This window comes from Vibrio plantisponsor (assembly GCF_013041605.1).
Taxonomy (GTDB): domain Bacteria; phylum Pseudomonadota; class Gammaproteobacteria; order Enterobacterales; family Vibrionaceae; genus Vibrio; species Vibrio plantisponsor.
In genome coordinates this window covers 176,953-197,230 of sequence record NZ_JABEQC010000006.1, presented here as the reverse complement: position 1 = coordinate 197,230, position 20,278 = coordinate 176,953, and the positions used below count along the sequence as shown (strand labels likewise).

Annotated in this window: 20 protein-coding genes; 9 read left to right on the top strand and 11 right to left on the bottom strand. The window is 43.0% G+C overall.

The features are described from left to right. Positions 1–72 precede the first annotated feature (72 nt). Together HKI82_RS10570 and HKI82_RS10565 are read left to right on the top strand one after the other, a co-directional pair. Positions 73–843, top strand: coding sequence for a siderophore ferric iron reductase (locus tag HKI82_RS10570; protein WP_240956697.1), 771 nt, complete (start codon positions 73–75; stop codon positions 841–843). Positions 844–940: 97 nt separating this feature from the next. Next, positions 941–1,777 (top strand): patatin-like phospholipase family protein, encoded by an 837-nt coding sequence (locus HKI82_RS10565; protein WP_171137952.1) that lies wholly within the window; start codon positions 941–943, stop codon positions 1,775–1,777. Positions 1,778–1,948: 171 nt separating this feature from the next. Here HKI82_RS10565 and HKI82_RS10560 read toward each other — a convergent pair whose 3' ends face one another. Next, positions 1,949–3,319, bottom strand: coding sequence for an MATE family efflux transporter (locus HKI82_RS10560; RefSeq protein WP_102942010.1), 1,371 nt, complete (start codon positions 3,317–3,319; stop codon positions 1,949–1,951). Positions 3,320–3,429: 110 nt separating this feature from the next. Between HKI82_RS10560 and HKI82_RS10555 the strand changes: the two genes are divergently transcribed. Further along, positions 3,430–4,038 carry a riboflavin synthase subunit alpha gene (locus tag HKI82_RS10555; RefSeq protein ID WP_171137951.1) on the top strand — a complete coding sequence of 203 codons (609 nt, stop codon included), beginning with the start codon at positions 3,430–3,432 and terminating at the stop codon, positions 4,036–4,038. A 29-nt stretch (positions 4,039–4,067) separates the two neighbouring features. Here HKI82_RS10555 and HKI82_RS10550 read toward each other — a convergent pair whose 3' ends face one another. Next, the gene (locus HKI82_RS10550) at positions 4,068–4,271 is read right to left on the bottom strand and encodes a CPXCG motif-containing cysteine-rich protein (protein ID WP_102942012.1); all 204 of its coding nucleotides are present in this window, start codon (positions 4,269–4,271) and stop codon (positions 4,068–4,070) included. A 169-nt stretch (positions 4,272–4,440) separates the two neighbouring features. Beyond that, positions 4,441–5,307, bottom strand: a complete 867-nt coding sequence (locus tag HKI82_RS10545; RefSeq protein ID WP_102964191.1) for a fructosamine kinase family protein — start codon at positions 5,305–5,307, stop codon at positions 4,441–4,443. A 386-nt stretch (positions 5,308–5,693) separates the two neighbouring features. On the opposite strand from HKI82_RS10545, the gene HKI82_RS10540 reads away from it, so the two are divergent. Then, the gene (locus HKI82_RS10540; protein WP_042482288.1) at positions 5,694–6,035 is read left to right on the top strand and encodes a DUF3802 family protein; all 342 of its coding nucleotides are present in this window, start codon (positions 5,694–5,696) and stop codon (positions 6,033–6,035) included. Position 6,036: 1 nt separating this feature from the next. Here the strand turns inward: HKI82_RS10540 and HKI82_RS10535 are convergent, their stop codons facing one another. Continuing rightward, positions 6,037–6,573 carry an NlpC/P60 family protein gene (locus tag HKI82_RS10535; RefSeq protein ID WP_240956696.1) on the bottom strand — a complete coding sequence of 179 codons (537 nt, stop codon included), beginning with the start codon at positions 6,571–6,573 and terminating at the stop codon, positions 6,037–6,039. A 57-nt stretch (positions 6,574–6,630) separates the two neighbouring features. On the opposite strand from HKI82_RS10535, the gene HKI82_RS10530 reads away from it, so the two are divergent. Next, positions 6,631–8,664 (top strand): methyl-accepting chemotaxis protein, encoded by a 2,034-nt coding sequence (locus HKI82_RS10530; RefSeq protein WP_171137950.1) that lies wholly within the window; start codon positions 6,631–6,633, stop codon positions 8,662–8,664. A 15-nt stretch (positions 8,665–8,679) separates the two neighbouring features. Here the strand turns inward: HKI82_RS10530 and HKI82_RS10525 are convergent, their stop codons facing one another. Further along, positions 8,680–9,471, bottom strand: a complete 792-nt coding sequence (locus tag HKI82_RS10525; protein WP_171137949.1) for a sterol desaturase family protein — start codon at positions 9,469–9,471, stop codon at positions 8,680–8,682. 170 nt (positions 9,472–9,641) lie between these two features. On the opposite strand from HKI82_RS10525, the gene HKI82_RS10520 reads away from it, so the two are divergent. Beyond that, positions 9,642–10,373, top strand: coding sequence for a tRNA-uridine aminocarboxypropyltransferase (locus HKI82_RS10520; protein WP_171137948.1), 732 nt, complete (start codon positions 9,642–9,644; stop codon positions 10,371–10,373). 244 nt (positions 10,374–10,617) lie between these two features. Further along, positions 10,618–11,529, top strand: a complete 912-nt coding sequence (gene nagK, locus HKI82_RS10515) for an N-acetylglucosamine kinase (RefSeq protein WP_042482296.1) — start codon at positions 10,618–10,620, stop codon at positions 11,527–11,529. Positions 11,530–11,591: 62 nt separating this feature from the next. Here the strand turns inward: nagK and HKI82_RS10510 are convergent, their stop codons facing one another. Genes HKI82_RS10510 through HKI82_RS10485 form a run of 6 tightly spaced genes read right to left on the bottom strand, consistent with a single transcriptional unit; the run spans position 11,592 to position 16,478 of the window. Further along, the gene (locus HKI82_RS10510) at positions 11,592–11,870 is read right to left on the bottom strand and encodes a DUF2960 domain-containing protein (protein ID WP_171137947.1); all 279 of its coding nucleotides are present in this window, start codon (positions 11,868–11,870) and stop codon (positions 11,592–11,594) included. A gap of 31 nt (positions 11,871–11,901) precedes the next feature. After that, positions 11,902–13,671 (bottom strand): bifunctional molybdopterin-guanine dinucleotide biosynthesis adaptor protein MobB/molybdopterin molybdotransferase MoeA, encoded by a 1,770-nt coding sequence (locus HKI82_RS10505; RefSeq protein WP_171137946.1) that lies wholly within the window; start codon positions 13,669–13,671, stop codon positions 11,902–11,904. After that, the gene (gene mobA / locus HKI82_RS10500; protein ID WP_102942018.1) at positions 13,668–14,255 is read right to left on the bottom strand and encodes a molybdenum cofactor guanylyltransferase MobA; all 588 of its coding nucleotides are present in this window, start codon (positions 14,253–14,255) and stop codon (positions 13,668–13,670) included. Before mobA ends, HKI82_RS10505 begins: the two co-directional genes overlap by 4 nt. Beyond that, a complete protein-coding gene (locus tag HKI82_RS10495) occupies positions 14,233–14,943 on the bottom strand; it encodes an energy-coupling factor ABC transporter ATP-binding protein (protein WP_171137945.1) in 711 nt (236 codons plus the stop codon). Before HKI82_RS10495 ends, mobA begins: the two co-directional genes overlap by 23 nt. Positions 14,944–14,951: 8 nt before the next feature. Next, positions 14,952–15,650, bottom strand: a complete 699-nt coding sequence (locus HKI82_RS10490; RefSeq protein WP_171137944.1) for an ABC transporter permease — start codon at positions 15,648–15,650, stop codon at positions 14,952–14,954. Between the two features lie 9 nt (positions 15,651–15,659). Then, a complete protein-coding gene (locus HKI82_RS10485) occupies positions 15,660–16,478 on the bottom strand; it encodes an ABC transporter substrate-binding protein (RefSeq protein WP_261881140.1) in 819 nt (272 codons plus the stop codon). A 291-nt stretch (positions 16,479–16,769) separates the two neighbouring features. Between HKI82_RS10485 and HKI82_RS10480 the strand changes: the two genes are divergently transcribed. Both HKI82_RS10480 and HKI82_RS10475 read left to right on the top strand, forming a co-directional pair. Further along, on the top strand, positions 16,770–18,224 hold the full coding sequence (locus HKI82_RS10480; protein WP_171137942.1) for a sigma-54-dependent transcriptional regulator: 1,455 nt from the start codon (positions 16,770–16,772) through the stop codon (positions 18,222–18,224). Further along, complete coding sequence (locus HKI82_RS10475; protein ID WP_171137941.1) at positions 18,214–20,241, top strand: sensor histidine kinase; 2,028 nt, start codon at positions 18,214–18,216, stop codon at positions 20,239–20,241. The genes HKI82_RS10480 and HKI82_RS10475 overlap by 11 nt, the downstream gene beginning before the upstream one ends. Positions 20,242–20,278 lie beyond the last annotated feature (37 nt).

Below are 20,278 nucleotides of genomic sequence, written 5' to 3'. Positions count from 1 at the left end.
ATAGGCCATCTTCTTGTAATGATAATAATTTGCACATGGTAATGATAATAGATACTATTTGATAAATTCTTAATGTTACAGCTATTATCAATGGGTTTATCCACTCTACATTTCGAAAAATTATTCCTTCATGCCAGACAGATAACGCCATACTTGGATGGCTGTCTTGAAGAGACAACCGCATTCAAAGAGCCACCTCCTTCTTTAAGTCCTGAGTCGATTGAACGGCTTTACAATGAACTCGCCGAGCGCAATCCAGAAGCTGGTCAACCGTATTGGTTAACTCGCACATGGGATTTGCTTTGCTGGCAGCCAGTTTTTGTTTCCTTTGTCGCGATTTATACACAGCGAGCACTACCAGACGTTTCAACCATTTCTCAAAACAAACAGAACTGTTTTATCGCAGGGTTTAGTTTTAGAGATCATGAATGGACACATGCTTGTCGCGCAACACTGATTAAAAAAGCGGGGCAGCAATTGTCTCATCTGTTTGAAACTTATAGAGATGCTATCAATAAGTGGGGAAGAATTCGTCCGGGGTTCACGCATCATCTACTTGCAGATCATCTGTTAAATTGTTTAGTACGTTTACAAGAAATCAGACCAAGCTACTCAAACACCACCATCCTTAGACATGCGGAACTTTGGCTAGAGGCCTTCGATTTGCCACAAAAGCATATCAGTAACCTCAAAATTGATAGCACCACCAACAAGTTAAAGCTGGTCAGAACCAGTTGTTGTCTGGTCTATAAATGTGAAGGGCGGTCACTATGCGCAAACTGTCCACGCCTTGAAGCAAACAAATTGACGAAACTGATTACAGCTAAAGAAGTTACTGCTTAATCGGTAATATCTATCCAATTGATAAATCAAACCCATTTGCGAGCTTAACCACTAAGATTTATCTTTATACGGTTAGAACAATAATAAGGGTTTAATAATGGCAGGACAGAAAGCGTTAGTAGTAGAAGGTGGGGCGATGCGTGGCATATTTGCTAGCGGCGTACTTGATTCGTTTATGGAACTAAACCACTGTCCATATGATTTTGTTATGGGTGTTTCTGCTGGTGCCTCTAATCTTGTCGGCTATTTGTCCAATCAACCGTTACGCAGTTACCAAGTGATTACACAATTGGCTACCAGTAGCGAGTTCTATAATCCGCGCCGTTTTCTGAAAGGTGGAGATTTGGTTGATGTCCGTTGGTTGATTGATGAAGCGAACAAACGTTATCCGATCAATGAAGGTGCACTTTTTTCTTCTGTACCGTTCTATGCTGCCGCGACAAATATTCAAACGGGTAAGCCAGACTACTATCAAGTGACGCCCGACAATTTTGTTACGGCTATAGAGGCAACCTCTGCGTTACCACTCGTGTATAAGAAAACCCCTTGTTTTGATGGACAGTGCTATACCGATGGTGGTGTTTCAGATTCCATTCCTGTTAGAGAAGCTTATCGTCGAGGAGCCAGAGATATTACCGTCGTACTTTCACACCCAGAAAGTTACGAAATGCCGAAAGTGAAAAGTGAATGGATGATGAAAAAACTCTTTGCTCGCTATCCGGAAGTAGCGAAAGCCGTCACCGCGCGAGCTGAAAAATATAATGGTTCGCTTGAATTTATTCGCAATCCTCCGAAAGACGCCAACATTCGAGTGATTGCGCCACCAGAGCATTTTGCCGTTAAACGCCTAACCATGAACAAGGCATTACTGGATCATGGATACAGCATGGGATTGATTGCAGGCCGTATGCATGTTCACGGTTTGAAAGAGTAGGAGCGCATTATGAGTTTTATTGAAAAGATGATCGTGTTTGTGTGTGAAATTGACACATACCAGAGTGTCATCGCAGGGTTAGAAGATACCTATTTAGAAAGTGAAAACGACTAAACCACATATGAAAAAGGTCAGCAAATGCTGACCTTTAAACTACTCTTGCAACGCAAACTATTTAGATGCGAAATCCAGCTGAATTTGTTCATCCTGCTTTTGTATCCAAAGTAGTCTCAAGCTCAGCATAATTGCAGCAGAGCTCAGCCCTACGATAAAGCCGATCCAGAAACCTTTGGCTCCCATTGGTTCAACAATCCAGTCTGTCATTGCCAGTGCATATCCGGTTGGTAAACCAAGCAACCAATACGCTATAAAAGTTCGCACAAAAATAGCATTCATGTCTTTATAACCACGCAGAGAGCCAGCAGCGATAACCTGAATTGCGTCGGTACATTGATAAATAGACGCAAAGATCAGCAGTTGCATCGTCAAGTTAATCACTTCTCTGTTATCGGTATAAAGATACGCGATTTGTTCGCGGAATATCAACGTAAAAGCCGCGGTCATTAGTGCCGTTGCAACACCGAAAAATAGCCCCACGTGCGACGCGACAGCGGCACCCTTCACATCTTCTTCACCCAGAGTATGTCCTACTCGAATGGATACTGCCGCACCGATACTCATAGGTAACATAAAAATCAACGAAGAGAAGTTAATCGATACCTGGTGTGCTGCAACAACCAACGAACCTAAAGGAGCTAAAGCCACAGCTACAACAGCGAAGAGTGTTACCTCAAAAAATATAGATGCTGCAACAGGTAATCCCAGCTTGAACAAGCGCCATTGAGGTTTGAATTCAGGCTTATGGAAGCGTTCGAACAACTTAATGTGCGCAAGACGGTTCGATGTCGCTACATAGAACAACAACATCAGGAACATCAGCCAGTACACAATCAGAGTTGCTACGCCACAACCAACACCGCCAAGAGCAGGAGCTCCCAACTTACCATATACGAAGATCCAGTTGAGCGGGATGTTGATCAATAGACCAAAGAAACCAATCACCATCGCAGGCTTAGTCAGAGACATACCTTCGGCGAAACTACGTAATACCTGAAACAGCAAGAATGCAGGCACGGCAAAGATCATCGCAGTGATATAACCGATGGTTTTTTGCGCCATTAATACTTCAACTTCCATCACTTCCAAAATCGCGCCGGCTTGTAAAAGCACTATGATGGTTGGAATCGAAACAATTAAAGCTAAAAATCCACCTTGGTGTATCACGGATGCGATTTTATGTTGCCTTCCAGATCCATTTAACTGAGCGACGACAGGCACTAATGCCATCAAAAGCCCAATACCAAATAGAATAGTCGGCATCCAAATGCTAGAAGCAACGGACACTGCCGCTAAGTCGGTAGCGCTTACGCCACCAGCCATAACGGTATCGACGAAACTCATACCGGTTTGAGCAATGGAAGCAATGAGAACTGGCGTTGATAACTTTACTAATTTTTTTATTTCATTTTTATAATGTTGCACAAACTTCTCCGAACGGAATATTTACTGCTTAATTAATCGGCGGGTCGTACTGGTGGGAATGATAAAGAAATGTCACACTGATCACCACGAAAAACTATCGGAAATACTAAATGTTTACTGGGATTGTGCAAGGCATGGCGAAAGTCGTGGCTATTGATAAAAAAGACAAATTTCAAACCCATGTTATTGAGCTAGAACCCTTATTAAATCAAGGGATATCGATTGGTGCTTCGATCGCTCACAACGGATGCTGTTTAACCGTCACTCATATCGATGAAAATCGTGTTTCATTCGATTTAATGCAAGAAACGCTTAAGTTAACCAATTTAGGAGAGCTGGAAGTCGGCTCGTTGGTCAACGTAGAAAGAGCAGCAAAATTTGGTGATGAAATTGGTGGCCATACGATGTCTGGTCACATTATGGATACCGCTATTATTAAAGACGCGATCGAAACACCAAACAATAAGACAATTTGGTTTGAGTTATCACCTCGATATATGAAGTATGTTTTGCCGAAAGGGTTTATTGGCTTAGATGGTTGCTCGCTGACAATTGGGGAAGTCAGGGAGAATAGTTTTAATGTTCACCTCATTCCTGAAACGTTACAGAGAACGCTCTTTGGTCAACGCGCAGTGGGTGACAAAGTGAATGTTGAACTTGATCCACAAACTCAAGCGATTGTAGATACCGTTGAACGAGTGCTGGCTGCCAAACAATAGATTTTTACCAGTTCAAAAATCAAAAGCGGTTAGAAGATTTGTTCGTCATCCGCATCAACTTGAAGTTCTACTGTGTCTAATTGTTCGTTGACCATCAAATTCATGTGAATCGGATTGCAACAAGCAGGGCAGTCATCATAAAACTCTTGGCTGCCGTTTGAGGAATCTAATGTCACAGGAACATGGTGCCCGCAGTGGGGGCATAGAATCGATTTTTGTATAAAGTTTTTCATTTTGATTCTCGCTCTTTTTCTTTTGTTCTCATTTTAATAGTAAGACGAGAAGTTGATTCTGAACGAGAAATAAGTGCAAATTTAAACTTTGTCACAAAGAAAAAAGAGCTAAAGTTTATTAGCTCTTTTTTTGTTTATTTTTAACAACATAGATGCCTAATTAATAAGTTTAGAACGACAGAATTTTCTTAACTAGATACTCTGCTTCATCTAAGTAATGACCACCAAAATGATTGTAGTGATTCAGTATGTGATAGAGATTATAGATGTCTTTTCGTTCGACGTAGCCAAAGTCTAAAGGCAGCACTTCTTCATAGGCTTGATAGAACTCTGGTTGGAAGCCATTAAACAGCTCGGTCATGGCAATGTCACACTCTCTGTCTCCCCAATAAGTTGCAGGGTCATAACAAATTGGGCCTATTGGCGAATTTGCGACATTTTCGTTCCACAAATTGCCATGTAGCAACGCCGGTCGGGGAGTGTGGTTCGCAAGTCTTTGCTTAATCACTTCTACGAACTCATCGATGTTGACCAAATGCACGCCTTTTTCATGCATCAGTTGAAGTTGCCAGCCGATTCTTTGTTCCGCGAAAAACTGACACCATTTCTTGGTCCAATTGTTCGGTTGAACAATACAGCCCAAGTAGTTATCAATGTCGAAACCGTATTCTTTCTGGTCACCCCATTGGTGTAACTTAGCCAGTTCAAGTCCGAATTTAAAACTGTTCGTCGCGTCATCAAGAGGTTTGGTGACGAGATAGTTCAGGATAATAAAAGAGTGATCTTTGGTACTGCCGGTAAGAACATGTTCAGGAACATGAATACTGCTGCTTTCTCTCAGGACTCGGAGGTTTTCAGCTTCGGCTTCAAAGTTAGGTAAAAAATTGCGGTCATTAAGCTTCACAAAATACCGCTCTTTACCGTCGGTAATCATATAACTTTCACTAATGTCACCACCTTGTAGCTTTGTTTTTTCTACAAGGTCGAATTGAAACATTAAAGTATCTGAGAGTTGCTGGGTGATAGCTTGCCACATAGTATGAACTCCATGACCGTCTTCTAGTCCATATTAGTTTAGAACAATCGATGTGACTTTACTGAACCGTAAAGCAAATAATTTCATAAACTTAGTTTTGCTATGCCGTTAATCGGCATATTTGTGAACTTACTCATAAAACGTTTCACGAACGATATTGCCTTTTGATTGAATAGAAAGTCACAATGAGTTTAACAAATGGTTTAGTTGCAGATTATGAGCGTTAAACCGATAGCTTTCTTGTACTAAGTTAGATTTTTATCAATGAATCGTTTGAAATTTCATCAAGCAAACATATCAAATGTGTGAAATTTCCCTCACATGGCTTAGTATTATTGAAGGTACAGTGAGTTACTGGTGACGAAGCAGTAAAGCGGAGAATTAAAGTGGTTGTAGAAACCGATGGTTATTTAGCGCTAATAGAACATCTTGCGTTCAACATGGATGTATTCACCCGTGGCGGTGACACCGGTAAAGAGAGCGTAGAAGATGTCGTTACTGATATGGTAGCGAGTAACATTATGGCTGTTTTTGAACAGAATCCTGAACTTCATTCAAGTGTACGTTTTCAACTTCTTAAAGAAGCGGATTCTGTCGTAGAAGATTTGGGTGAAGTGTTAGCTGGTGTATGGGCAAAACCTGCGACTAATGATCAAATCATTTTTCTGGATGAATACATTGCGTTAGTCAAAAACTTATTTGATACAGCGGTAGCGACTTACGATTAAGTCAATCAGTCAAGCTGTCTACTCTTCTGAATTGCCAAAATTTGGATGCCCAATAGGGGTTATCAAGACGAGATATGATGACCCCTTGTGATGTGGATGCATGCATAAATCTAAGATTCCCCAGATAAACGCCAACATGATTCGTTGTTTTTGAGGTTTTAAAGAAGACTAAATCACCGTATTTAGCAGCATCATACTTAACGCTCTCACCAATTTTACTTTGAGACTTAGTCGTTCTTGGCAAAGGAAGCTGCCAGGCATCACGATAGGCTATTTGCACAAAGGCCGAACAATCAATTCCATTCTTGTTATTCCCACCCAAACGGTACGGCACACCTTGCCACTGGTTATAGACGCTAAAAAATGACGCTTCTCGCTCGGTCACTTTTTCTATTGCACTATTTGACCCCAACAGAACGTTATCTTGAGTTGTTGAATATTTCGAACTCTGATTCTGAGCACACCCAGTAACCAAAGAAACCATAAAAACCCAATACATAGGGCGTCTAATTATTGGTTTATGAAATAAATGTGTCATAAAAATTACCTAATATACCGTTCGTTATATTTGAACTGGTACTGGACTACCTTTGAAATGAATAATTCTGCCAAGCACCGAATAACGTTTTCACTTATTCAAACACTTTCCGTTATTTTTATCACCATAACCATACTTGTCATAGCGCTTTCTGTCACCAGTGTTCGTGGTATAGACAAAATCGGCTATCAATTTAGCCACTTATCAGAGCGAGCATTACCGCTATCAAACAATAATGCAGCGCTAACACAAAACATTCTTGAGCAAGCAAAATATATTGGTTATAGCACCCGAGCAAAAACAGTCGATGAACTGAATAATATCCGCTCTGAATTAGTAACGTTGGTTCAAAATGCAGATCTCCGCTTGGAAGAGATGAAAGGAATTACTCAGGAATTCGGAGCGTTAATTGACCCAACGGTTCAACAGCAACTGACAAATAATATTGAGAAGTTTTCTGAATATTCCGCAGCAATTATACAGTCACAGCAAACTCAGCTTGAGCAAACAGCAAAGATTGCCGAACAAGCCACAGGGTTCCGATATGGTTTAAGTTCAATTGGGCCTGAAATGAACCGTATTGCGTCTTTCTTAGCGATTGATAATCCAGAGTCAATGGATGCAGCAAACCGCTTTGTCGCCGCTTCTGGAGTGATGGAAAGCACCTTCCTTCTTTTTATGGTTCAAGAAGACATGGAACTGGCGCAAAAAGAGTATAAAGAGCTGAAAACTCGTATTTCTGGTTTAGAGCTGGCGTTTGATGATTTCAAAGAGTGGCATCCTGACGTCAAAGAGTTTGCTAGCCTGACAGCTCCTTACCAAATGGTTCTCGATGGGTTCAAATCTGGCGGCATTTTGGATCAAATCATGGTTCGTTTGGAAACGGCACAAACGCAAAACGCGGATTTTACTCAAGCGGCTTTGATGGCGGATACTGTTGCAGCACAGCTTTCAGAACTGTCAGACATCACAACCAGCATCATTCAAACCAAAGAAACGGAAGTGCAAAATACCATCAGCGAAATTACGATGGCGTTACTTATCGGCGGTGGAGTATTGGTTGCTATCGTTGTGCTCTCTTGGCTTGGCTTGCGTGTTTGGGTAAACAAAGGGATGCGTAACATTACAAATCATCTTACGTATATGACAGAGCACGATTTCAGCCACACCGCTCAGTTGGTAGGGCCTATGGAATTTCATGATATTTCAGGCAAGCTCAATCAGGTTATCCAATCTACCAACGAGTCACTGACAACAGTCACTTCCAACTGTGAATCGCTCTATCAGACAGCGCAGTTTAGTCACGATGCGGCGGAGCATTCGAATCAAGGATTAACCATCCAGAACGAAGCTCTGTTAAGTATGGTAACAACCATCAACCAACTAGAAGCCTCTATTCGAGAAATCGCAGGGGTTACCAATGATTCCTATACAGATTCTGTCACAGCGGCAGAGCATTCTTCCCAAGGCGTTAAAGCCGTGGAGCAGAATCGTTACAGATTGGAAGCATTAGAAGATTCTCTGAATACCAATGAATCTGCGATGTCTGAATTAGACACCAGCGTTTCACGAATTAGTGAGTTGGTTGACCTCATTACCGGAATTGCAGAAAGTACAAACTTGCTGGCATTAAACGCGGCCATCGAAGCCGCACGAGCAGGCGATCACGGTCGTGGTTTTGCTGTAGTTGCAGATGAAGTACGCAAACTGGCAAAAGATACAACACAGCAAACCGGTAGTATTCGCGACATGATGAGTCAGCTTGAAGCTTCTGCAGCTAAATCGCGTCAAGCAGTGATAGATTCGAGAAATGAAATGGTGTCGGCGCTTCAATCAAGCGAAGAAGTAAAACTGACCTTTGCCGATATCGAAAGTGCTGTTAACCATATCAGAGCGAGAATAGAGCAGATTTCAGTTGCTACTGAAGAGCAAGAGCGTGCGACCGCGGATGTTAGCCGTTCAATCGTACAGATTTCAGATCAGGCAACACAAACAAAGCAGCAGATAGAGTCTATGGTTGATAGCTCACAACAAGTGGCAAACATCGCAGGACAACAGAAAGCGATGCTTGATAAATATGCTCTGAGCTAAACAACTCGTCCTTCTTTACTTCTCTCTAAAGGGTTGGGTAAGCATCTTATCCAACCATTGTTCTCTAGAGCGCTTGAACATCGGTAAGCCAATTCTCATTTCATCATGCCCCAAATAAGGCTGCGCGATGTAAGTACCAAACAAGCGATCCCAGATAGATAAGAAAAAGCCAAAATTGGAGTGGGTTTCTCGCTCAATTACCGAGTGGTGAACTCGATGCATATCCGGTGTCACGATCAGTTTGCGTAGCCATGAATCCAGTTTTAACGGCAGTCTCGCGTTGCTGTGATTGAACATAGCGCTGGCGTTGAGCACAATTTCAAACGTAACCACAGCCCAAACTGGCGCACCGATTAAGGTGACGGCTCCGATTTTGATCCACATGGAAATCAATATTTCGATAGGGTGGAATCGTGCACCAGTCGTCACGTCAATATCCTGATCAGCATGATGCATGCGATGGAGTCGCCATAGAAAAGGGATGCTGTGGAACATGATGTGCTGCCAATAAATCACGCCATCAAGTAGCATAACAGATAAGATAAGCGCCCAGGTCGGAGAGACATTTAGCCAGTTCATAAGACCAAACGAGTGAGCTTCTGCCCAACTTGCCGCTGAAATCGCGACAATCGGCATTAACAGAGCGATCAACACACTGTTTAACCCGACTAGACCTAAGTTATTTATCCAACGGATCGACTTGCTCTGAGAGAGGTGTTTACGAGGTGCATTTGACTCCCAAAATGCACAAATCAATAGCACAAGAACAAAAAACGCTAGCCTGATGGTTTCTGGTTGGTAGGACATATCCACCTCCGTGTGATACCCATTTACAGTTTTACTATGCTTATGTAATCCAATCATCGTCCCCAGTTCAAATTGCGCTGGAGAACTCAAGTAACAGCAGTTAAACTCTGCGCCACTTTTAGTCACTTTAAGTATTCAGTACTTCGAACGTTTCAGTACTTCTACAAAATATGAGAATCCATGCTTTCCATCGTTTGTACCAATATCGGCTCGAACGATCAACAAAACCTTTTCTTGCTCGCGGTTGTAAAATTCAACGTTGCGCTTATTGTAATGTCGGTTTGACGCATTGTTTGTGTCAACATCAGCCTGACATTGAAACGCAAGTTGCGGTTTTACTTATTGTTTCTCAGCAGGAAGTCTTTAAGCCAAGTAACACGGGCAGACTTATTGCCGATACAGTGAAAGAAACTTATGTCTATCAGTGGAGTCGCACGGATCCTGATTCTCAGATGTTAGATCTTTTACAAGATCCTGCTTATTTTCCGGTGCTCGTTTTTCCTGCGGAAACAGAAGAAGAACATTCAAGAGTCATGCATCAGGTTGAGAGTATAGCTTCTGGCAAAAAGCCACTGCTTATTTTTGTCGATGGCAGCTGGCGCGAAGCAAAGCGAATCGTTCGAAAATCTCCTTATCTCGCTGACTTGCCATTGATCTCCATCGAACCGCAGGTACTTTCACAATATGTGATGAGAAAGTCGGACAATGAACAGCATCTAGCCACCGCTGAAGTGGCCAGTCTCGTACTGGACAAGTTTGGTGAGCGTCTTGGCGCAGAAACTTTACGTTTATGGTTTGAAACGTTCAAAGAAAGCTATCTGTTAGGTAAAACAAGAATTAAACCGAAAGAAGAAAAAACCGCACTGAGAGATTATTTGCTGTTTAAGCAAAATTTAGATTGAGACTCAGCACTCAATACTGCTTCACATTTGCGCAATCAGCACTTGTAGCCGGATAAATAAGTGTTTGGTCACGGATTGCATAGGGTCGGTTATGGATAATAAGCCAATATTTTTTAATCGCGAATTAATTGTGCAGATATCAGATAGATACCTTGAATTGAAATCAGATAACAGATGATGCAATTGGTGAGTGAGTCGATTTTAATGATTTCCCTATTACCGGGATAGAGTAGGAGAGGTTTGCATGTATTACGGCTTTGATGTCGGTGGCACTAAGATTGAATTTGGTGCGTTCAACGAGAAACTTGAACGTGTGGCAACTGAACGTGTTCCGACACCAACTGAAGATTACCAACAGCTTGTTGAAACCATTGCTGGTCTTGTCGCTAAGTATGATGCTGAATTTGGTGTAGAAGGCACGATTGGTTTAGGTTTACCGGGTATGGAAGATGCTGACGATGCAACTGTGCTGACAGTAAACGTTCCATCTGCAAAAGGTAAACCACTACGTGCCGATCTAGAAGCTAAGATTGGTCGCAGTGTAAAAATTGAAAACGATGCGAACTGTTTCGCTCTTTCCGAAGCATGGGATGATGAGCTAAAAGACGAACCATCAGTGCTAGGTTTGATCCTAGGTACTGGATTCGGCGGCGGTCTTATCTATAACGGTAAGGTATTTTCCGGTCGGAACCACGTAGCGGGTGAAATCGGTCATATGCGTCTTCCTATTGATGCTTGGTTCCATCTAGGCGGTGATAAAGCACCACTTCTAGAATGTGGCTGTGGCAATAAAGGCTGTATGGATAACTATCTTTCAGGACGTGGTTTTGAGCTGATTTATGCTCACAACAATGGCGAGAAAAAGAAAGCTATCGACATCATCAACGCTTATAACGAAGGTGAAGAGAAAGCAGTAAAACATGTTGATTTGTTCATGGAACTGTTAGCAATCTGCTTTGGCAACATCTTCACTGCACATGATCCACATGTTGTGGTTCTTGGTGGCGGTTTATCAAACTTTGAGTTGATTTACCAAGAAGTGCCTAAACGCATTTCTAAGCATCTACTTTCTGTTGCTAAATGTCCGAAAATCATCAAAGCAAAACACGGTGATTCAGGCGGTGTACGTGGTGCAGCATTCTTGAATATCAAGTAATGCAGTAGAGAATAAAAACGAAGAAGGGCTTGATTATTCAAGCCCTTCTTTTTTACTTCTAATTACTTAACTTGAGGTTTTGGTTTCTTACCCACACCTAAGTTTTCTTTTGGTTTCAACGTGATGACACCAAAACCTAGCTTTTTGAAATGGTTGTCGCGATAGTTGCGAACTGCTTTAGAGTCAGAAATAAGTTCTAGCTGCTGCTCCATTTTCAGAAAGTCTGTAATGTCTATGCCTTCTGCTTCAGCAACAGCTTCGTGGATATTTCTGTGCTGTTGGTAAGAGAAAGTCAGCGTCTTCTCTTCATCTTTGTAGGTATAAATAATTGTGCGAGCCATAGCTTCTCTCGTTTGCAGCAAATTCTAAGCGCTAGATTCTGCCTTGAAGTGGGATAATTGTCACGCTTTCGCCGACTTTAACTGTGTCTACTGCCGGAGATATTTCAATTAAGCAGTTGGCTTCACTCATCGAGCGTAAAATCCCTGAACCTTGTTTCCCTGTCGATTTTACTATCAGCTGTCCACGTTCATTAAAGCTGTATATGCCACGAGTAAACTCAGTTCGCCCTTGGCGAGAACGGAGATCTTCTGTTGCGACCGCAGGAACTTTCAATGGATTCCAGTTTACTTCACCTTGCATTTTACGCAGTGCTGGCTCAACAAAATTAATGAACGAGACCATAACGGCAACTGGGTTACCCGGCAAACCAAAGATAGGTGTGTTGTTAATTTTGCCAAACGCGAGAGGGCGGCCGGGACGCATGTTGATGCGCCAGAATTCTATTGTGCCTAAAGACTCTAGTGCAGACTTAATGAAATCGGCATCACCAACCGATACACCACCAGAGGTCAAAACAACGTCTGCCGATTGAGAAGCGTTGTTCAAAGCATTCACCATGGATTGCTCATCATCTTCGATGATTCCAAGGTCAATGGTCTCACAGCCTAAATGGGCTAACAGCCCCATGAGTGTGTATCGATTAGAATCAAAGATATGTGACTCACTGGCAGGTGTACCAGGAGCCTGAACCTCGTTGCCTGTAGAAAAAATAGCAACTTTTAATTTTCGATAAACCGGAGCATGATTCATCCCTAATGACGCCAACATGCCTATTTCAGGTGAAGATAAACGCTGACCGATGGAAAAAACATTCTGGCCAATGGATAAATCTTCGCCCGCTTGGCGGACATTCTGACCTGCTTTGATTGTTGCACTGCCAAAAGTTACTGTTTCGCCAGTTACGCTTGCTTGTTCACGCATGATGACAGTGTCAGCGCCTTCCGGAAGCGCAGCACCGGTCATGATTTTCACTGCCTGACCATGTTCAACAACGTTAGCGTAGCTGTCACCAGCCATTATCTCTGCGACAACTTGATAGTGTTCACGATTTAAGTCATCGCTACGTATAGCAAAACCATCCATAGCAGAGTTTCTGTAGCTCGGCACATTCACTGGTGACGTAATGTCTCTCGCCAATACTCGGTTATATGCGTTCGGCAACTCAGTAGTCTCAATATCCGTCAGCGTCTGAACGCGTTCGAGTATCGCTTGTCGTCCTTGTTCTACCGATAAAAAAGCAGGAGACAAGGTATCACAGCTACCCGAGGCTGGCTTTTCTGTGCCAAAACATTTTGCGTAATCGACAACAAACTGCGCGATAGCATCTAAATCGTTGATGTTGAGCTGCGGGAGTTCGCTTTCAACTACTTCGTCTGCAGCAATCGCAATGATGTTTTTATCGTTTGGATACAACCACGGTTTATTGAGTTCGTTTCTGTGTAACTCAACTTTAGGGAAGGCAATGTTTTTACAACCTTCGACCAAGATTATGTCTAGTTTTTCGCAGTCAAAACGACTAAGCAGATAATTGAATTCTGCTTCTGCATCTGGAGTTTCCGTCATCATTACATGACGATTACGCGATGCGATGAGCATTTGGCTTGCACCAGCTTTGCGCAATCGATAGCTGTCTTTGCCTGGAATATCGACATCAAAGTCATGATGAGCATGCTTTAAAACACCTAAGCGCAGCCCTGCATTCGTTAATTTCGGGATGAGCGCTTCAAGTAATGTCGTTTTGCCTGTTCCTGAGTATGCGGCGAAACCTAATAGAGGCAGTGAAGGGCGTTGAGGACTCATATTTGTAACGCTCCGAATTGCGCCAGTTCATCTGGCGTATTTAAATTGACAAAACACTGTGGCGAATCACTGAAGTCGACGTAGTCAGTGTGGCAGTCGTTATAAAGCAAGATTATCTTTCTGTCGCCACGCTCTAAGAATGCAGTGAGTTTTGGCAAAACACGTTTATGGTAGAGCGTAAATACGGGCTGAGAATGCTCTCCATCGTGGGCAACAATAATATCGCTTTCGTCGTTGACAGCGTGACAGAAACGCTCAACAAGATCATCGGAAATTAACGGACTATCACAAGGGACAAAACCGACCCAATCTGTCTGCGCGTTAACTAAACCACTGTGAATCCCCCCTAAAGGTCCGGGGAAACCAGTGAAACTGTCGCTAATGACGGTTCCATAGTGACTATATTTATCGAGATTACGATTGGCATTGATCAGAATTTGCGAAGCCTGTGGCTGCAATCGTTCGATGACATGCTCAATTAGCGGTTTGTTATTAAGCTTAATAAGCCCTTTATCATTTCCACCCATTCGAGTCGCTTGCCCACCGGCAAGAATGACCCAACTAGTTTGAGAGGGAAGTAACATTGGTTCTCTCTTTTTCTGGTTTTACTATGTGTAGCAATGGTGTTTCGATCAGTGTGCAATCATTAATCCACCACTGCTTTTTGCATATTGCGGTTAGTGCGTTGGCTTGATGGCTGGTGATAACAAGGCTTGAACCTCTGGCCAACAAATCTTTTGCCATTATAACCAGTCTGTCGATAGATTCCTGATCAAGTGACGCACTCGGCTCGTCCATGAGCAAAATAGAAGGGTTAAGAATCCAAGCGCGTGCCATTGCCACACGCTGCTTCTCACCGCCAGATAAAACCGAGATATGTTCATCTGCCAGCGTTTCTAAACCGACCATTCGCAGCGCATTTATCACGGTAGAGCGTTTTTCTTTTGCACTCAGTGCCGAAAATTTAATTCCGTACAGCACGTTTTGATACACGGTAGCATCAAACAGGTAAGGGGTTTGATGCAGATAGATAACTTGATGACGGGCGGACGAATGAACAACGCGCCGCCACCAAGGCAGTGAGTTTGAAACACTTCCAGTGGAAGGTTTCTGCAAACCCGCCAAAATTTTAAGTAAGGTTGTTTTTCCGACACCATTATCGCCTTTTAGGTAAATAGCATCGTTTGGCCCAATAGACAGATGATCGATGTGGAACAGCACTCGATCTTTAAAGCGCATTGATAACTTTTGAGCGTTAAGTGTTATTGTCATTCTTATCCTTACGTTCTCAAAAAGCCTTTTCCACGCATTGCGGAAAGTGCAAAGTTCAAGGCCAGTGCTAAGCATAGTAGCACCATTCCTAATGCAACTCCTTGAGCAAAAGCGCCTTTATGGCTCTCCATAGCAATGGCTGTAGGGATGTTTCGCGTTAAGCCCATAATATTTCCGCCAACCATCATAGAACAGCCCACCTCGGTCACTATTCTGGAAAAGCTTGCGATCACGGCTGCTAATAACGGGAAACGTGTTTCCCAGATAATGGTCACTGCAATCCTTGGTGTCGAAGCGCCAAGAGTCATAGCGGTTTCAACAGAACGTCGGTCACTGGATTGAAGAGTGCCGTGCATCATAGACACCAGAATAGGGAAGCAAATCAGCATCTGACCTAAGATCATTGCCTTTTGGGTGAAAAGTAATGACCAGTTTCCCAAAGGCCCAGATCGTGAAAGCAACATATACAAAAGCAAGCCGATCACGACGGTTGGAACCGCTTGAAGTGTGTTTATCACTGACAGCAAAAGCCATTTGCCGCGAAAGTTGCTGTAAGCAAGCAAAAACGAAAAAAGCATCGCTGGAATTAACACCACACAAATAGCTGATAATGAAACGCTAAAGGAGACCGCAACGATCTCCCAGAGTTCAGCGTCAAAATTAATCAGTAATGTCAGTGCGTCTTGGGTAGTTTGCCAAAGGCTCATACACGACCGTTATTTGTCTGCGTTCGCAACAAAAAGTTGTTGTCCGTTAAGAGTAAAACTGTTGATTTTCTGTTGTCCTTCTTCAGAAACTAGCCAATCACTAAACGCTTTTGCTGCTTGATAATTGGTAGCAGGGTACCGTTCTGGATTGATAAGAATCACTTGGTATGGGTTAAACAGTTTGTCATCGCCTTCAAAAACAATTTTAAGGTCAAGTTTGTTCTGATAGGCCAACCACGTACCACGGTCAGTCAGTGTATAAGCTTGCAGCTCAGAAGCCATGTTAAGCGTTGGCCCCATGCCTTGTCCTACAGACTTATAACCACCAAAGTTTGGTTCAATTTTAGCCTGAGCCCAGATGCCCAATTCTTTCTTATGTGTGCCAGAATCGTCACCACGAGAAATGAATGTCACACCGTCTTTGGCAATATGGCTAAAAGCATCAAGGACATTTTTCTGTTGCGCGATTTTAGCGGGATCGCTGTTTGGACCAACTAAAACAAAATCGTTGTACATCAGTTTGCGAGGCAGCACACCGAATCCTTTATCAACAAAGTCTGCTTCTGCTTTAGGTGCGTGTGTCATTACCAAATCAACATCACCGTTTTCACCCATTTTTAGCGCTTTACCGGTTCCTGTCGCGATGACATCCACTTTATAACCGGCTTCTTTTTCAAAAACTGGCAATAGGTAGTCTAACAAGCCTGAATGGTAGGTACTGGTGGTGGTGGCTAAACGAATACGTTGTGTATCATCCGCACTGGATGCGGAATAGCTGACTAAAACCAGTGACGTTGCTGCAAGAGCAAGAGAAATCTTATTATTCATTATGAAATCCATTTTAATTTTACAATTTAATTTAATAGTGGGCTGAGCTAGATTGACCGCCAAATTACGTCTTAACGATAATTGAATCTGACTTATAGCAGATCAGACATAGCAAACTGGATGCCACATTTAAAGCTAGGCTTTTTGTATGGGAAATAGACAATATCATGATTAATCTTACAAAATTAGGCGATAGCGCACATTTGTAGGGACAAAATGTCTCAACATGGGCACATCAGTAGTATGGTTATGTGAGTCGTTCTGTCCTAATGAATTATCGTTGAGAAACTCATGAGCAATACAATAGATTCAAAGCAAGCTCCTTTATATCAGGCGTTTTCGGTTCTTGTTGTCGATGACGAAATGGGTATGCAGGCCATTTTGAAGAAAGCCTTAAGCAAATGGTTTTCTAAAGTTGATTGTGCGAGCTCTATTGAAGACGCGGAATCACTGCGTACCGCCAATCATTACGATTTAATCATTCTCGATATCAATTTACCTGGCCGATCTGGCATTGAATGGGAAGAAGCCTTCACCGACGAGTATCATAAAGCCGAAGTGATCTTTATGACCGGTTATGCCGACTTAGAAACAGCAATCAGAGCGCTAAAACTCGGTGCCTCAGACTTCATTCTTAAACCATTTAACCTAGAACAGATGATGCAGGCTGTTAAACGCTGTATGGACAAATGCTTAAGTGCCCGCATGCAATATGCGTTAAAGCATGACTTTGAGCGCCATACCACAAGCCAGATTATTGGCCAGTCTGAAAAAACCAAACAACTCAAGCAGCTAATTTTGCAGTTTGCCCCTTCAAGAGCTTCGGTTTTAATTGAAGGTGAATCGGGAACAGGTAAGGAGTTGGTAGCGCGTGGTATTCACGAGGCCAGTGGCCGAAAAGGGCCATTTGTTCCTGTTAACTGCGGCGCAATTGCTCCTGAGTTGTTGGAAAGCGAATTGTTTGGACATACTTCAGGCGCATTTACTGGAGCGAAGAAAAGCCGTGAAGGTCTGTTCCGAGTGGCTAATGGTGGCACTTTGTTTCTCGATGAAATTGGAGAGATGCCACTCACCATGCAATCTTCTTTGTTGAGAGTATTAGAGCAACGAGCCATTCGCCCTGTAGGTTCTGAGAAAGAGATAAACGTTGATGTTCGAATCGTTGCAGCGACAAACCGAAATCTGCAAAAAGAAGTTGAAAATGGTCGTTTCCGAAGCGATCTCTATTACCGTCTAAACGTGCTCAAAATTGATGTCACACCTTTACGTGATCGTAAAAGCGACTTAAGAGAGTTGGTACCATTTTTTACGCAAAAACTGTGTAAAGAGCTAGCAGTGCCTGTTCCGAAGTGGGCGCATGAAGATGTCAGTGCGATGAACGATTATGATTGGCCGGGCAATATCCGAGAACTGAAAAACCTTATAGAACGCTGCATTTTGCTGGGTAAACCGCCTGCCCATTATTGGCGTGAGATGAATGGTATCGCACATCCAACCAATGTGTCAGTGACGGTGTCACATGTTGCAGGCGTGCCTGAGTACATTGAAAACAAAAAGCGTGATAAGGCAACGGGTTATCCTAATGCTTGGACACTTAAAGATGTAGAGCGTGCGCATATTGAACAACTGGTTGATTTCCATGAAGGAAATAAATCAGCTGCTGCGAGAGATCTGGGCGTCGCAAGAAAAACGTTAGAACGTAAGTATAAAGAGTGGGAAAGCGAAGGTACTGAAAATGTGGAATGATTTTCCGCTGTGGCGTAAATGGAAGCACCGCTTTCAGACCATGGTTCGCTATCGTCTTTTGATTCTGACGTCCGTTCCCATAGGCTTTACCTTACTCGCGTTGATTGCAATTTCGGTCTATTGGTCACTTCATTACACATGGCAGAGTACACTTGTTGACGTTGCCGAAAGACTGGGCGTTGCCAATAAATCAATTTCAATCCAACAACAGAATCAGATGAATAGGATTCAGGCGCTAACGGATTCTTATGAGTTTCGCGTGCGTTTGAACGGTCAGTCCATAAGTTCTGTAGACGTTTGGGTGAAAAACCAAAAACAGCGCTATCAACTCGATTTCCTGACTTTCCACCCCATTAACTCACCAGAAAATGAGGCTCACTATAATCTGAGCCAAAATAAAACGTTTTTTGATGTGCTTAGTGATGAAGAACTGCAAAAGCTAGAACCGAGCCTAGCGCAACGTGCAAAAGTTCAAGAATTGAGCGGCGACGCAGTCGAGAGTAGAGGTTTAGTCAGCCGCACAGTAGTGACGGTATATGACAGCAACAATAAGGCAATTGGCTTTCTTGATGGTGGTGAGTTACTGAACAACAGTAGCGGATTAATCGACGAAATCCGCGATATTGTTTATCCCTATACACACAATAAGTTAAGACCAGTGGGCACCGTCACTTTATTCTTAGATGACTTACGCGTCAGTACCAATGTGCCGCTCAATAGCGATGAGAGAGAAGGGCGAGCAATAGGTACCCGAGTCTCTAACGAAGTGAAACAAGCCGTCCTTGTTCGTGGTGAAGACTGGATTGATCGAGCGTATGTATACGATGCTTGGTATATCACGGCTTATCAACCCATTCGCAATCAAAACAATCAAGTGATTGGTATGCTTTATACCGGCTATCTGATGTGGCCGTTTGTTAAAACTTACCTTACCAACATCTTTGAAATCGCAGTGACTACCTTAGTACTGTTGGCGATATCAAGTCTGTTTGTCTATCGCGGGTCACGTGATCTTTTCCGACCGATTGAGCGTATACATCGCGTAGTAAAGCTTGTTCAATTGGGGAAGAACCAGCGCATTGGTCCGCTTGGCTTAGATGAAAAGCACGAGCTAGCACAACTGGCGAAGCAGTTCGACAACATGCTTGATCTGCTCCAACAGCGAAATGACGAAATTCAGAATGCGGCTAACGAACTGGAAGAAAAAGTTCACTCTAGAACGACGAAGCTGAGAGAGAAAACCGAACAGCTCGAACACCATATTGAATTGCTTCATACCACGCGGGATAAACTGATTGTGCATGAAAAGCTGGCGGCTCTCGGTGAACTGACCGCGGGGATAGCCCATGAGATCAATAACCCAACCGCGGTGATCTTGGGTAACACGGAGCTTATTCAATTTGAATTAGGTGAAGAAGGCGCTCGCATTGAGGAAGAGATTCAGGCGATTTTGGAGCAGGTGGACAGAATCCGAAATATTACTCGCAGTTTGCTTCAATACAGCCGACAAGGTGGTGTACAGGATGAAATTACCTGGCAGCACGTTAACCCAATCATTGAAGAAAGTATCACGCTAGTTAAAACCGGCGCCAAAAAGCGAGATATTGAGTTTGTTGTCGACCTTAACGCTCGTAAGTCCGTTGAAGTCAATCGCCATCTGCTGTTGCAGATTCTGGTTAACTTACAGATGAATGCTATCCATGCCATGAATGGTAAAGGCAAACTGACGATTCAGAGTAAAGACTGGTTTGAAGAAGATCGCTGTTGTGGAGCTATCATTACGATTGAAGACGAAGGATGCGGTATTAAGCCAGAAAATCTCAAACGTATCTTTGATCCTTTCTATACCACTAAGCGTGATGGTACGGGGTTAGGATTATCGGTATCTCAAAGTATGCTCAGCCAAACTGGTGGCGAGATCAGAGTCCAATCTGAAGTCGGTAAGGGCAGTGTGTTCAGCGTCTTCCTTCCAGTGAAGGCTGAGACAGACCTGATTATCGCTAAATCAGTCTCTTAATTTCGATAACGCAGAAAAGCAAAATGCCTCGATTCCG

Coding starts and splice junctions, on each gene's coding strand:
- HKI82_RS10495 (WP_171137945.1), bottom strand. CDS start 14,943: ATGACAATAACACTTAACGCTCAAAAGTTATCAATGCGCTTTAAAGAT.
- HKI82_RS10550 (WP_102942012.1), bottom strand. CDS start 4,271: ATGAAAAACTTTATACAAAAATCGATTCTATGCCCCCACTGCGGGCAC.
- mobA (WP_102942018.1), bottom strand. CDS start 14,255: ATGTTACTTCCCTCTCAAACTAGTTGGGTCATTCTTGCCGGTGGGCAA.
- HKI82_RS10525 (WP_171137949.1), bottom strand. CDS start 9,471: ATGTCCTACCAACCAGAAACCATCAGGCTAGCGTTTTTTGTTCTTGTG.
- HKI82_RS10530 (WP_171137950.1), top strand. CDS start 6,631: ATGAATAATTCTGCCAAGCACCGAATAACGTTTTCACTTATTCAAACA.
- HKI82_RS10490 (WP_171137944.1), bottom strand. CDS start 15,650: ATGAGCCTTTGGCAAACTACCCAAGACGCACTGACATTACTGATTAAT.
- HKI82_RS10565 (WP_171137952.1), top strand. CDS start 941: ATGGCAGGACAGAAAGCGTTAGTAGTAGAAGGTGGGGCGATGCGTGGC.
- HKI82_RS10480 (WP_171137942.1), top strand. CDS start 16,770: ATGAGCAATACAATAGATTCAAAGCAAGCTCCTTTATATCAGGCGTTT.
- HKI82_RS10570 (WP_240956697.1), top strand. CDS start 73: ATGTTACAGCTATTATCAATGGGTTTATCCACTCTACATTTCGAAAAA.
- HKI82_RS10505 (WP_171137946.1), bottom strand. CDS start 13,671: ATGAGTCCTCAACGCCCTTCACTGCCTCTATTAGGTTTCGCCGCATAC.
- HKI82_RS10545 (WP_102964191.1), bottom strand. CDS start 5,307: ATGTGGCAAGCTATCACCCAGCAACTCTCAGATACTTTAATGTTTCAA.
- HKI82_RS10555 (WP_171137951.1), top strand. CDS start 3,430: ATGTTTACTGGGATTGTGCAAGGCATGGCGAAAGTCGTGGCTATTGAT.
- nagK (WP_042482296.1), top strand. CDS start 10,618: ATGTATTACGGCTTTGATGTCGGTGGCACTAAGATTGAATTTGGTGCG.
- HKI82_RS10475 (WP_171137941.1), top strand. CDS start 18,214: ATGTGGAATGATTTTCCGCTGTGGCGTAAATGGAAGCACCGCTTTCAG.
- HKI82_RS10485 (WP_261881140.1), bottom strand. CDS start 16,478: ATGAATAATAAGATTTCTCTTGCTCTTGCAGCAACGTCACTGGTTTTA.
- HKI82_RS10520 (WP_171137948.1), top strand. CDS start 9,642: ATGAGAATCCATGCTTTCCATCGTTTGTACCAATATCGGCTCGAACGA.
- HKI82_RS10510 (WP_171137947.1), bottom strand. CDS start 11,870: ATGGCTCGCACAATTATTTATACCTACAAAGATGAAGAGAAGACGCTG.
- HKI82_RS10535 (WP_240956696.1), bottom strand. CDS start 6,573: ATGACACATTTATTTCATAAACCAATAATTAGACGCCCTATGTATTGG.